The 13,844-nt window shown below is 54.2% G+C and carries 8 protein-coding genes; 2 read left to right on the forward strand and 6 right to left on the reverse strand.

The annotated features are described in order from the left end of the window. The first annotated feature begins 25 nt into the window (after positions 1-25). Positions 26-2,026, forward strand: coding sequence for a flotillin family protein (locus tag ACQYWX_RS04105; RefSeq protein ID WP_279504319.1), 2,001 nt, complete (start codon positions 26-28; stop codon positions 2,024-2,026). An 88-nt stretch (positions 2,027-2,114) separates the two neighbouring features. After that, on the forward strand, positions 2,115-7,367 hold the full coding sequence (locus ACQYWX_RS04110; RefSeq protein ID WP_431687980.1) for a DNA repair ATPase: 5,253 nt from the start codon (positions 2,115-2,117) through the stop codon (positions 7,365-7,367). Positions 7,368-7,428: 61 nt separating this feature from the next. On the opposite strand, the gene ACQYWX_RS04115 is transcribed toward ACQYWX_RS04110, so the two are convergent. The 6 genes from ACQYWX_RS04115 to ACQYWX_RS04140 all read right to left on the reverse strand — a co-directional run bounded on the left by ACQYWX_RS04115 (position 7,429) and on the right by ACQYWX_RS04140 (position 13,769). Then, entirely contained in the window at positions 7,429-7,980 is a 552-nt protein-coding gene (locus ACQYWX_RS04115; RefSeq protein WP_279504322.1) for a zf-TFIIB domain-containing protein, read from the reverse strand. A 1,167-nt stretch (positions 7,981-9,147) separates the two neighbouring features. Further along, positions 9,148-9,519, reverse strand: coding sequence for a hypothetical protein (locus ACQYWX_RS04120; protein WP_431687981.1), 372 nt, complete (start codon positions 9,517-9,519; stop codon positions 9,148-9,150). 117 nt (positions 9,520-9,636) lie between these two features. Beyond that, positions 9,637-11,301 carry a pyridoxal-dependent aspartate 1-decarboxylase PanP gene (gene panP, locus ACQYWX_RS04125; protein ID WP_431687982.1) on the reverse strand — a complete coding sequence of 555 codons (1,665 nt, stop codon included), beginning with the start codon at positions 11,299-11,301 and terminating at the stop codon, positions 9,637-9,639. Between the two features lie 229 nt (positions 11,302-11,530). Continuing rightward, complete coding sequence (locus ACQYWX_RS04130) at positions 11,531-11,812, reverse strand: DUF503 domain-containing protein (protein WP_279504324.1); 282 nt, start codon at positions 11,810-11,812, stop codon at positions 11,531-11,533. 29 nt (positions 11,813-11,841) lie between these two features. Next, on the reverse strand, positions 11,842-12,903 hold the full coding sequence (locus ACQYWX_RS04135) for a DsbA family protein (RefSeq protein WP_431687983.1): 1,062 nt from the start codon (positions 12,901-12,903) through the stop codon (positions 11,842-11,844). A gap of 212 nt (positions 12,904-13,115) precedes the next feature. After that, positions 13,116-13,769 carry a TetR/AcrR family transcriptional regulator gene (locus ACQYWX_RS04140; RefSeq protein WP_279504327.1) on the reverse strand — a complete coding sequence of 218 codons (654 nt, stop codon included), beginning with the start codon at positions 13,767-13,769 and terminating at the stop codon, positions 13,116-13,118. Between the last annotated feature and the right edge of the window lie 75 nt (positions 13,770-13,844).

Genomic DNA, 13,844 nt, shown 5'->3' on the forward strand with positions numbered 1-13,844 from the left:
GCATAGAGCTAGGAGAAAGTGGCTTATGGAAGTGGAAGCAGGGGCTGTTTTTGGACTTTTAACCATCATAGGGGGCATTTTTCTATTCCTGATGGGAATACTCGCCCTGTTTAAAGCGTTCTATAAAAAGGTAGAGCAAGGGCAGGCGTTGATCGTTAACGATATGTCGACCCAGCCGAAAGTGTATTTTACCGGCGCTATGGTGCTGCCGGTTATTCACAAAGCCGAAACCATGAAAATTTCGGTTATCACGTTGGAGATTGATCGTCGCGGTAAAGACGGCCTGATCTGTCAGGATAACCTCCGCGCTGATATTACTGTCGCGTTCTATTTGCGAGTGAATGAAACGGCGGAAGACGTGCTGAAGGTAGCGAAGGCGGTGGGCGTGTCCCGTGCGTCAGACCGCGTCGCCGTCAATGAGCTGTTCAACGCCAAGTTCTCCGAAGCGCTGAAGACGGTCGGTAAGCAAATGGAGTTTCTGGGGCTGTTTGAAGACCGTATCGGCTTCCGGGATCGCATTGTTCAGACCATCGGTAATGACCTGAACGGTTATGTGCTCGAAGACGTCGCTATCGACTATTTGGAGCAAACGCCTAAGTCCAGTCTGGATTCCAGCAATATTCTGGATTCCGAGGGCATCAAGAAGATTACCGAAATCACGGCTCAGCACAATATCCACACCAACCGTCTGGAGCGTGACGAAGAGCTGGAGATCAAGCGTAAGAACGTCGCCACGCGCGAAGCCATGCTGGAGCTGGAGCGCCAACAGGCTGACGCCGAAGCGAAACAGAAGCGTGAGGTGGAGTCCATTCAGGCTCGTGAAACCGCTGAGACTCAAAAGGTTCGTGAAGAAGAACGCAAGAAAGCGGAAGAAGCGCGCATTCTGACCGAAGAGCAGCTGTCGATTGCGGAAGAGAACAAGCAACGTCAGGTGGAAATCGCGGTTAAGAACCGTGAGCGCACAGTGGCGATCGAGCATGAGAAAGTCGAAAAAGCCCGCCAGCTGGAAATGGTTAACCGCGAGCGCGAAGTTGAGCTGCAGCGCATCGCCAAAGAGAAAGAGCTGGAAGAGCAGCGTAAAGTCATCACGCTGACGATCAGTGAGCGTATCTCCGTCGAGAAGAAAGTGGCGGAAGAGGAGGAGCGCATCAAAGAAGTTCGTGAAGTGTCTATGGCTGAACGCGAGAAGCAAGTGCGCATTCTGGCGGCCCAGGCGGAAGCGGACGAGCAGTTGGTCAAGCAGGTCAAGGCGGCGGAAGCAGAGAAAGAAAAAGCCGTGTTCCGCGCCCAGGAGATCAACACCATTGCTCAGGCGGAGCTGGAAGCTTCCTCCAAGAAAGCGGAAGCCAACAAGAAGGAAGCCGAGGGCATCCAGGCGATGGAAGCCGCGTCTGGACTGGCGCAGGCCCGTGTAGCGGAAGCCAAGGCGGCCGCCTACGAGCGCGAAGGTCAGGCGAAGGCGAATGCTCAGAAAGCGGAAGGTCTGGCGAAAGCAGAAGTTGTCGAAGCCCAGGCGGCGGCCAACGAGAAGAGTGGTCTGGCGGACGCCAAGGTGCTGGAAGAGAAACTCACCGCCAAAGCGCGCGGGGACGAGAGCATTGGTATGGCGAAGGCGCGGGCGGAAAGAGAGCTGGGTGCGACCGAAGCGGAAATCATTCGTCAGAAAGCCAAAGCGGAAGCGGACGGCTTGGTGGAGAAATTCAACGCGATGGGCAATATGTCCCCAGAAGCCCGCGAGTTCGAAGAGTTCCGTATGCGTATGGACGCTGCGATCAAGGAAGTTATGGCGAGCATCGAAGCCAACAAGTCTATTGCAACCGATCAGGCTCAGGTGCTGGCGCAAGCGCTGCAGAAGTCCAATATCGAGATCGTCGGCGGCGGCGGAGAGTACTTCGAGAGCTTCTCCAAAGCCCTGGCTGTCGGCAAAGCCATCGATGGCGTGGCTGGCAAGAGCCAGGCGGTGCAAGCGGCGCTGGACAAGCTGTTGTCCATCACCGGCAAACCGTCCGGCGAGAAGTCCCACTAACCCTTCGACCCTTTCTTTGCAGTCAGACGGGCGGCCTTGGTCGCCCGTCGGCCTGATCTGATAGAACCGCAGTTTGGATGGAGTCTTTATGACATCGCAAACCAATGATCTGGTTGAAAACGCCGTTGCTGAAGGAGGCGCCTACGAAGTCTTGCGCAAACGCCTTCAGGAACAGGGGCTTCGCCTGCGCGAACTGGTGGAGGCGCTTAACAAGGAGCGTCTGCAGGAGTTCGGCAGTTCTGATATGGATATCCTCAGTCGTATCCGGGTGCGCACCGAAAATAATTGCGTCGCCCGTGACATCGTTCGGGTTGGAGACTTTCTGTTATTCGGATACAACGTTTTTATCGGCCTGAAGAAAGAAACCAAAGTTTCTGATGTCTTTGCGTTGTATCAACTGACTGAAACTGAGCAGGGATTGGAGCTCAGCGAGCATTCTTCAGACGGAACCTTTCTGGCGGACGCCAAGTTCCTCTCTGATTTTAATGAACTGTATACATACTATAAAAACGCCAAGTTGCTGCAGTTGGTGGTGCGCCAGGGGCGTCTGCTGGCGGCGTTTCAAATCGGCGAGCGGCTGGAAGACCTGCGAGTTTTCCAATGGGCGGTTAATGCCGCCGGCGAGGTGGAGAGCTACATCGACAACCGCGGCGAGCGCTATATCCAACTGCCTCCCCGCCATGACTTTGAATGGATTGAGGTCAAGCGGGAGCAAGTAGTCGAGGGGCAGCATCCGCACATCAATATCCTCGACACGCTGTTCGTCGATAACATTCGCGGCGACCTGACGTTCAAGATTGAAAATAACACCCGCACCGGCGAAGGCATTTTTTCCGATCCAGTTGACGATGAAAATCAGTCTCTGGACGACGGCCAGTTTTTTTACGCGGAAGTGGGTGAGCTGATCCTGATAAAGGTCCTGCCATATCGGGAAGAGAGCTGGCGTTACTACGTTTTCAACAAGCGCCTCAGCAAAGTGACACGCATTGACGCCATCGGGCAGTCCTGCGTTCAATTGCCGGAAGATCATGGCCTGATGTTCCCCGGCGGCTATTATCTGGAAACCGGCGAACTTAAGCACTTTGATGAAGAGATTGACGGCTTTCGCTTCAAACGCGCGATTCGTTCACCCAACGGCGAGGACGTGCTGTTTGTCTTCTATGAAATACCTCAGGGCATCAGTGGCTTATACAGCTATAACCTGATCACCAAATCCCTGCAGAACCCCATCGTCGGTCATGGCTACGCGCTGCTTAACGACGGTCGGATGGTGGTGTTCACGGCGGACGACGAGCCGACGCGCATTCATCCCATGCAGGTTTGGAAGACCCCTTACTTCAGTGAGACGTTTGCGGCGCAGGAAACCGCCAGTCAAACGTTTCTGGGGCGTATCGGCAACAAGGAGCTGGTGCGCGGTATTTCCGATCTGCTCAGCATTTGTCGTCTGGTGGAGCAGAATGTCGCCTCTTTTGAGCACTACAATTCGCTCATCAAATCCGCCATGCGATTGTTCGATCAGTATTACTGGTTGGACTCCAAAGAGTTGGCGGAGGTGCACGGGCTATTGAAAGAGCTGGTCGCCAGCGGCGAGCTGGTGCTGGACGAGTATGAAAAGGTCGCGTCGATTCAGGAGAGTTCGCGCACTGCACTGGAACAGGCGGCGGCGGATAAGAAAAAGCTGATTCAAAGCCTGTCGCCGGAATCCTGGAGCCAGCCGGGAGATTTCGTCAACGCGCTGGACGCGGCCCGCAAGTTGCGCGGCAGACTGATGACGCTGCGTGATTACCGTTATATCGACCTCTCTGCGATCGACGCAATGGAAGCTGAATTGGTGGAGACGGAGCAGGAGCTGGCGGAGGAAACCGTCAAGTTCCTGGCGACTCCCAAAGCGCTTGATGGCTATTACGAGCGCCTGGAGGAGCTAACGGATAAGGCGGAAAAACTGGAAACCCGCGCCGAGCTGAAACCGTTGCTGGAAGAATTCGGCGCAATCAGCGCCGGGCTGGATTTATTGTCGGAGCTGGTGGCGACGCTGGAAGTGGAGGACGCCGTACAGCGCACGCATATCATCGACGGTATTTCCGAGCTGTACGCCAAGATTAACCAGCAGAAAGCCAAGGTTCAGAACAAAGCCAAGTCGCTGGGTTCGAAAGAGGCGACTGCGCAATTCGCCGCGCAGTTCCGCTTGTTTGAGCAAAGCCTCAGCAATGCTCTCGGTCTGGCGGATACGCCGGATAAATGCGACGAGCTGCTGTCACGGCTGCTGAACCAATTGCAGGAGCTGGAAGGACAATTCGGCGAATTTGATGAGTTTCTGGGCGACATCCTCGCCAAGCGCGATGAAGTGTATGACGCCTTCGACAAGCATAAGCAGCGTCTGATCGAAGAACGTCAACGCAAGACGCACACACTGGCGGACGCCGCCGGGCGCATTCTGGAAAGCGTCGGCAAGCGGTGTCAGCGCTTCCAGCAAATGGATGAGGTGAACACCTTCTTCGCATCCGATGCGCTGGCGCAGAAAGTCCGGCAAATAGTGAAGCAGTTGCGTGAGCTGGGTGATCAAATCGCCGCAGACGACCTGGAAAGCCGCCTGAAATCCGCCAAGGAGCAAGCGGTAAGAGGACTGCGGGACAAAACGGACATTTTCGAAGAGGGCGGCAAGGTAATCAAGTTAGGGCCGCGTCACCGCTTCAGCGTTAATACGCAGGAACTGGATCTGTCCATTTTGCCCAGGGACGACAAGCTGTTCATTCATGTGACCGGTAGCGACTACTACCAGCCGATTGATGATGCGGAGCTGGATGCCTGCCGTCGTTATTGGGATATGACGCTGATATCGGAAACGCCGGATGTGTATCGCGCGGAGTTTCTGGCGCACCGTTTTCTGGAGCGTCTCAGCGATCCCAAAGAAGTCGCCTTCAAGGATAAGGTCATGCAGGCGTTGGCGGCCGGGGATGAGATACAGCCGTTTGTCACCGAATTCGCCGGTCCTCGCTATAAAGAAGGTTATGAAAAAGGCATTCATGACCATGATGCGGCGCTGATTCTGGCGAAGATTCTGCCAGTCATCAATCAGGCGCAGCTGTTGAAATATACCGGTCGAATTCGGGCGCTGGCCTGTCTGTTCTGGTCGGCCTGGCAGTATGATGAAGGCAGCGCCGCCCGTCGTGCGCAGGCCCGCGCGGCGCAGATCATGCTGGATGTGTTGAACAGCCCTCAGGCGATGTCGCAGTTACAAGGCGCATTGGGAGAGAAGCTGACGCAATTTGTGGCGCAACAGCGTCTGGACTTCAGTGAAGTGGATATCGCGCAGGCGGCGGCTTATTTGGCGGCTGAGTTGGGCAAAGATGCGCTCGCATTCGAAACCGGCAAGTACGCCCTGGATTGCTATGAGCGCATGAAACTCAATCTGCAGACCTCCAATGCCTGGAATATGCTGCAGGAGAGTATGAAGTCTCTGGGCGGCGACCTGGGCGCGCGCTGGCGCCTGGCGCAGAGCTGGCTGCAGGCGTTCATCCAGTCTACGGGGCAGGCGTTCGAGGATTTTCATTACGAAGCGGTGGCGATTCTGGCGGCGGAGCAGGAAATCCCCAGGGATAAGCGCGAGGTCGACTTACGCTTCACCGTATCCGGATTGCTGGGTTCGTATCCGCGGATCAAGGAGCAAGCGCTGCAGCTGGCGTTAGACGACTTCATGGCGCGTATGACTCGTCATGTTGAAGAGGACATCGCCGGTTATGAGCGTTTCCTCAAATTGCGCCAGCAGAAGCTGGATCAGGCTCGCAAGATGCTGCGTCTAAGTGAACTCAAGCCTCGGCCGTTGACCTCGTTCGTACGCAACAAGCTGATCAATGACCACTATCTGAAATTCATTGGCGATAACCTCGCCAAGCAGATGGGGACCGTTGGCGAAAGCAAGCGTACGGATAATATGGGCTTGCTGATGATGATATCCCCGCCGGGATACGGTAAGACCACTTTGATGGAGTATACCGCCAGCCGTTTGGGGCTGACGTTCGTCAAAGTGAACTGTCCCTCTCTGGGCCATGACGTGGTCTCGCTGGACCCTGAAAAGGCGCCGCACTCGACGGCCAGACAGGAGCTGATCAAGCTGAACTTTGGCTTTGAGCTGGCCAACAACGTCATGCTGTATCTGGACGATATCCAGCATACGCATCCAGAGTTTCTGCAGAAATTTATCTCTCTCTGCGACGGCACCAGAAGAGTGGAGGGGGTCTGGAACGGAGAAACCCGGACTTACGACCTGCGCGGCAAGAAGTTCTGCATCGTCATGGCGGGCAACCCCTACACGGAGAGCGGTGAAACGTTCAAAGTGCCGGATATGCTCGCCAACCGGGCTGACATCTATAACCTTGGCGACGTTCTTGGCGGCATGGAAGACGCCTTTGCGATGAGCTATATCGAGAACGCGATGACGTCCAACCCCGTCTTGGCGCCGCTGGCGACCCGGGATATGGAGGATTTCTACAAGTTCATTGATGCTGCGAAGGGCCGTGAAGTCGCAGCGACGGATATGAAGCACACCTATAGTGGCGCTGAGTTCAAAGAAGTTGTCGATGTTTTGGACAAGCTGATGGATGTGCAAAAAGTCGTGTTGCGGGTTAATCAGGAATACATTCGCAGCAGCGCCCAGGCTGACGCTTACCGCTCCGAGCCAACATTTAAGTTGCAGGGAAGTTATCGCAACATGAATAAGTTGGCGGAAAAAATCACCTCGGTGATGACTGGGGATGAACTACAACAACTGTTGGAAGACCACTATCAAGGAGAGTCTCAGTTGTTAACCCAGGGGGCGGAAGAGAACTTGCTGAAGCTGGCGGAATTGCGTGGAACTCTGACGGCTGAGCAGCAAACCCGTTGGTCAGCGATCAAAGAAGAGTTCGCTAAAAATCGGGGCCTGAAGGACATGGATGCGTCACAGCAGGCGGTGCGCCAACTGCGCGAAATGACGGATGGATTGAGTCGTCTTACTGAGGTTGTCGGTCAAAGGAATGAACCTGCTTTGCCGGTGGAAGCGCCCAAGGATCATTCCGCTGATGTGGTCAAGCAACTGGCCAGAATGGTCAAGGCCATGAGCGAGTTGAAAGACGCTGCGCCAAAAGTGGATGTGGCGCCCAAAGTGGAAGTCTTCAACCAGCCCATGCCTGGACTGGATAAAATTCTCGCGACTCTGGCTGACACCATTCAAAACAGTATTTATCCCCTGGTAAAAACGATGGATGGTAAGCTGCAGTTGGACCTGGAGACCCATAAGCGCATGGCGGACTTGAACGCAAAAATAGAGAGTCTGCGACTTGAGCTGAAAAAACCGGAAGCTTAACAGGCGGGAAAGACGGATTCTGTTGATAAACAAAAGCGGGCGTTAAGCCCGCTTTTTTGTGCTATCGGTTGGCGGAGTAAGGATCTTTCGCCAGTAGATAAGCGATCATTGATTTCTGTTTGGACTGTTTGTCCAGCCACTCGCGAATTTCTCGTAGTTTGGCGTATTCTTCTTTGCCGAACTCTTCTTCATATAACGCTTCGAAGACATCGCGAGCTTTGCTTTCGCGAATCTTGCGCTGCCAGGGATCGGTGAAAATCGCATTCAACTTGGTGGCGAGTCCTTCCCGCTTCAGCAGTTCCCATTCGCCTTTATCCAACCACATGGCGAGAATTTCAGGGCTGAGGTCGAGTCGGTGATCAGTATTTTTTGAAATACGATATTTCAGCATCAGGCGACCGGTTTTGGGGCAGAGCAGCGCTTTTTTGGAGTCTTCCGCATTAACTGCGAGATCAAAGTCCACTTCGCTTAAAGAATGTTCCGAGTTTAACCAGCGAAGGTAATCCTGCAGATAAATCAGGGTTCCGCCGCAGCTATCGCAGATATGGCAGGCCAGTAAGTCTTCGAGGAAACCGGGCTTTAGTGCGCCTGAGTTACAGCTTGTGCATTTCATGGAATGGTCTTCCTATAGTAGAGGCTGTCTTGAGGAAAAGCATAAATTGGCGGCTTTTCACTCTGCGCCGCGACAGGATACGCGCGGACGCCTTTATATTGGAGCGCGGTTAAAAGAAGGGACTCAAATGCGATCTTTTGATCGTTCTGTATTCCTGAATGGCGCTCAAATACGAAACGGTATTGTATTAACTCAGGGCAGGAAACGACAGGGCCAAATGGCTAAACGTCGCTGGAATCGAAGCGTTCGGTCACCAGGGGAAAAGTATTATCAATAAGCCGGGAGGGAAAGCCGCCATGAAAGCGGAATATTGCGTTAGCCCTGACTTCGCCTGCAACTGGCGGATACTGCTGCCAGTGTTAGAGCAGGCGTAAAAGGGGCGCTGATCACAAAAACCTAATTGGTTTCGTTGTTCAGCACTAACGTTCTTTTCCTTTTCACAACAACCTTCGGCGTGTGGGCCGGGGCTGACCTGCCGCCATAATAATGGCCTCGGTCTTCTGTCCTTGCAGTACTTTCAATGGCGGATTTAGACTCGCGTATAAGTTGGCATACTTGAACCGGCGACAGGTGCTTGGGTACCTGGATAGGTCTCAGCTCCACAATTTCCCCGTTCCGTAGTTCAAATGCCATTTCGAAACCACTTATATGACGAGCTATATTGAGTTTTGAATCAATGTTCCATTCCATGTGATTCACGCTCCGTAGTTTTTCTGGTTATCTAGGGTGTTGCCGGTAGACGAGGCCGCCTCCATACGATTTAAGTGGGCCTTACCAAACCTGGAAGGCGTCCTTTGCTGGAAAGTCGAAGAGGGCGTGAGAGCCTTCCACGATACTCCAAACAAGACCTGGATGATCCCGCAAGGGGGCGTCCACGAACTGGCCGGAACGGCTAGTATAGACACTTACGCGGCGAATAATAACAACGACTGTGTAACAGGATGTATCCCGGCAAAAGCGGCGCCAGGATAATTAGGTGAGCGGCGTTCAGTTTTACTGTGACGCGCCAATGATTTGTACGACGGGAAAATCGTCGATATGGCTGTTATCTTAGCAGGAATATCTTCTTTGTGTGTGTGGCTAATGTAAAAACATGTCAAAACCCGTCGCCGCCAGATTTGCCTGCGCCGGGCGGCAGTGGCTGCTAATCGCCGCGTCGGGGCATGGTTAAAAATAGACGTCGTCAGGATTGAATCGGTAGTCGCCCATGTTTTGCTTACGCTCTTGACGCAGCTTACGTACTTGCGCCTGAGCTTGCAGGCCCCAGATGCTGACGGTGTTCTCAAGCAGATCAAAATTGATGTTCAGCAGTGACCCCGCTATTGCGTTCATCGCGGCGCGGGCTTGCATGAAGCTGTGATAGGGACCTTGCAGTTTCACCTTTACTGCGGGTTTGCTTTCCTGCCCCGCCAGTGCGATCAGGGTGTAAGTGGCGTCGCCTGTATCTTTGATAAATAACTCTACCCGTTGCCGGTCATTGCCCGAGAGGGCGCAGAATTTGGCGTCGTCAGCAAGAGGGGAACGGTAATCCAGACGCATAAGCTTCTCCCATAGTGATACTGCCGGGAAGCCTTTAATGTGCACTGAATTATTAGCGGGCGCAATGACCTTGATCGAATTTTGCGCTGTTTTACCGTTTTTCAGGAATGCGGCGTCTCAGGACGCCGCTGCTTTGGCCTTTGAAATGGCGCAGAGATGTCTCAGTTCATCCATGCGATCAGTGAGAAGATCCTCTGCGGCGATAGCCCGTTGCTCCTCAAGAATGTCCTGCAGAATTTCCGCTGTCGTCAGCGGATTCGCCAGCACTACCCTGAAGACGACGCAGGCCTGCCCATCATAAGCGGCGGGATTGAGCCGCGTACGGGAAACGAACGCTTTGCCCCGCGCCCGCTGGGTTTTCTGAATGCCTTTGGTGATTCGGCTCAGGCAGTCGTTAATGGCCTGCTGGCGTTCTTCATCGGCCAACTCCAGGGCCTGCCTCACCCAGGCGGGACAATAACGATAGGTGAGTATGTTAAGTTCTGGCTCACTGATGAGTTCGAAGTCGTCGGCCTGATTGATCATCGACGCGAAGGCTTTGGCTTTTTCGATGCCGAGGTCGATCAGAATCTCGTAACCCGTGCGACCAATGATTTTCAAGCCGGACTGGATGAGCATGGCCATGCCGGGCCGCGAACCTTCCAGTGTTTTACTGCCGAGGTCGCGAGACCCCTGACGAATGATGTACTGGGCGTGATGCTCAATGGCGTTGCTGGTGGATGGGTTCTTGAACACGACCAACCCAGCGCCCATTGGCACATAAAGCTGTTTATGGGCGTCCATAGTGACGGAGTCCGCCAACTCGATGCCCTTCAGTAAATGCCTGTAATTATTGGAGAATAAAGTGGGACCGCCCCAGGCTGCGTCAACATGGAAGTAGGTGTTGAACTCTTTGGCGATGGCGGCCATTTCTTCCAGCGGGTCAATGTTACCGGTTTCCGTTGTGCCGGCGATGCCTACCAGACTGATAATGCGCACTTTGGCGTCCCGCAGCTCTTCGCAGGTGGCGCGCAAGGCTTGCAGGTCGATTTTGTTATTGGGGCCGGTCGGGATGGCGATGATATTGTCGCTGCCCAGACCGAGCAGATCGGCGGACTTACTGAGAGAATAGTGACCTCGCTTGGAGACCAGCACCGCCGCGCCTTCATAACCGTAGTGCTTCAGGGCCTTGAACATGCCTTCACGGCGTACGCCTTTGAAGACGGAGTCGGTAGGAAAGCACAGGTTCCTCGCTACCCAGAGCGCGGTGATGTTGGCCACCGTACCGCCAGAGCACATACTGCCCAGCGCCGCGCTGCTATTGTGCATCCACTCTTGGTAATAGGCGTCGTCTCTGTCATAGACAAGCCGATGCATCATCCCAATAACCTGACGCTCTAACGGCGTAAATGCCTTAGAGGTCTCCGTTTTCACCAGATTCTGGTTCAGCGCGATCATGATTTTCGACAGCGGCAGCATGAAATAAGGCAGCGCCGACGTCATATGACCAATAAAACTGGGGGAGGCTGTGTGCACGGACTGGGAAACGAGCTTATCCAGTAGGAACTGGGTTTGCTCGGAGACGAACACGGGCTCTTCCGGAATGCGGGACTCGGCGAAGTCTTTTTCCATTTCGCTGAGATCTTTTTCCACCGCCACAATGTGATCCTGTAGGAATCCGGCCAGATTCTGTGAGATTTTCTGGTCGATTCGACCCAGTGTGGAATTCGGCGCCTCGGGAATGGTGAACACCCGATACATGGTTTCCAAACTGGCTTTGGCGATTTTTTTGGTCTTCGACATAGGACCCCGCTACCGCTTAATGGCGCTTTCGGGACGCGCGGAGTCGCCCCCGCGTGTCCAGCAACAATATTCCTGGGCTCTGGTCTGGCCGCAGGGGGCGGACCGAGCCGACGCGCAAGTATAGAGGTTGTCAAATACAAGCGCCAGTCGCCCGATATTACACCAGTTAGCTGCTGTTTTGCATCAATCCGGCATCCAGTCGAGCCCACCGATATGGGGCTCGGTCGCCTTACAACGGCTCTTGTTCGAAAAGCGTAATGCGCGCGTCCAAACTTTGCGCCAGTGTTTGCTCAAGTTGCGACAGGTGTCTGTCCGCTGTCGCCCGGTTAGGCGCCAGCAGAATTAACGTCCACTCGCCAGTTTGCAAGGCGTCTGTCTGTCCGGACTCGATAATCGCCAAGTGCGGTTGTCGCCCCAGTTTCTCGCGAACGCCGCTGGTGCGCTGGCGTTTTTCTTTTAGCGACGCGCACCCTTGTAGCTGAAACTCTAACCTGATGACGAAACCGTGCATGACGCGACCCGTATAATCTTGTTATTGCCTCAGCCTGCGCGGGAGCGCGCCACGGCTGCATTGACGGCTTCTTCCAACGCGGCTTCCAGGTTATCTCCATGGAATGGGAGGCCATTGATGAAGATTGCAGGCGTGCCGCGCAATCCCAGCGCCATCGCCTGATTTTGTTCTTTTTCCACGAACTGCACGGCTTCTGGGCTGGAGGCGCACTCTTCGATTTTAGCTCCGTCAAGACCAAGATTTTCAGCAACGCCAGCCACGGAGGCCTCGTTTAGTTTACCTTCATAGTCAAAGAAGGCGTCATGGAACTCCCAGTATTTGTCCTGCTTGCCGGCGCAGTAGGCGACCTGAGCCAGATACACGGACGTTTTTCCGGTCACCGGAAAGTCCACCATGGTCCAGCGTACGCTATCGCTTTGTTTCTCAAGTATTTTTCGTAAGGTATGCGAAGCGTGCTTGCAATGAGGACAACGAAAATCCGCAAACTCAACAATACTGACGGGAGCCTGGGCGGCGCCACGGACGGGGTAGCCTTCCAGTTGCAGGTCCGCAATGGGAGCATTGGGCTCAACCAAGTGCAAACTCAGCTGTCCCTGCTTCTTCAGGCTTGCGATGAGGTCTTGTTCTGCGCGTTGCAGGCGGTCTTTTTGCAGGGCGTCCTTGATCGCGTCTTTGATTTCGTAGAAAGGGCGCTGAATTTGCTGTTTGTTGGCTTCAAAAAACTGTGAGACTTCTTCGTCAGTGACAGGCTTGATTTCAATCAGCTCATTACGAATCTGCTCTTTGGAAACATTCCGCGCCTTCGCCAGGTTTTGAAAATGCACCTGAAGCGCAGCGTTTTCCAGAATTTGTGACTTACGTTCAAAAACCTGCTGCTCAAGCTCGAACAACGCGGCGGCCTCGGCATACGGCAGTTGCTCAGGCGTATATTCCTCGCCCTGTAGTGTGAACAACGAATCGCCTGCCGTTGGGGCTGACAGGGCGCCTTGAGAGAAACGGGCCGAGTGCAGTAGCGTGGCGATCAAGAGACCAAGCGCAAACATAATTACGCCGATATAAAGAGCGGGAACCGGTTTTTTCTGAGTAGCCATGAGCGTTTTTGGTGGGGTCTAGTCTAATTGGTTGATATTAATATGCCATCGATTGCGATAAATAATTGTTGATCCGCGTCAGGACCTTACTTGAGAGCCATGGCATTCTGACAGACCTGTCAGGCCTGCGCCAGTAGCGTTCCGGCTTGTTTTAGGCGATCATTGCGCCCCTCCAAGGGCATTGTTTAAAACATGACGGAGAGTTTTTGTTATCAGCGCTTTGGAATAGGCCCGACTGCATTAATGCAGAATTCTGCAATATCCATGACGATCGGGTGGTCTGCGGTGATGGGCGGTTGCATGTCGCTGCTTAGGCCGGGGACGTAGGACTTGATCTGTTCGGCGAGGGGGCCGATCAGGGATTCCGCCAAAGCGCCAACCAGCGCTGCGCCGCTGACCTCCGGGTTCTGTGGACGTAGCGCCGCTGACTTGACGCCTTCCGCTATGGTTTGGCTGAAGAGTTCTGCGTAAGCCTGGCGGTAGTTCAGACGTTCTTGGTCCAGCACCGGGTCCACGGGCTCTGCTATGAGCGCATAGGCCAGGCGTCTGCCGCGCAAGGCCCGGCGCGCGAAGGTGGCGATTGCAAGACGCAGACGGACATCAATGCCGCCCGGCGCGTTGAGAGAGGCGGCGACCTGATCCACTTCGCGTTGGGTGACATGGCGAAAGACTTCGGCGCAGAGCGTGGATTTGTCCGGAAAGTAGCGATACACAGTTCCTGTGGCGACGCCGGCGCGAGCGGCGATAGCCGCTACAGAGGCTCCTTTGAAGCCGGCTTCGGAAATGAGTTCCTCCGCGGCTTTGAACAGGCGCAATTTGATGGTTTCTTTGCGCGCCCGCACTTTCTCTGTTTCTCGGTAAGCCATGGGGCGATTGACGCGGTCTGTTGCAGTAAGGGAAAAGTAAGTGCGTGAAAGTATTACGAAGTTTCAATAAATATA

Source organism: Hahella sp. NBU794, assembly GCF_050749805.1.
In the GTDB taxonomy this organism is placed as follows: Bacteria; Pseudomonadota; Gammaproteobacteria; order Pseudomonadales; family Oleiphilaceae; genus Hahella.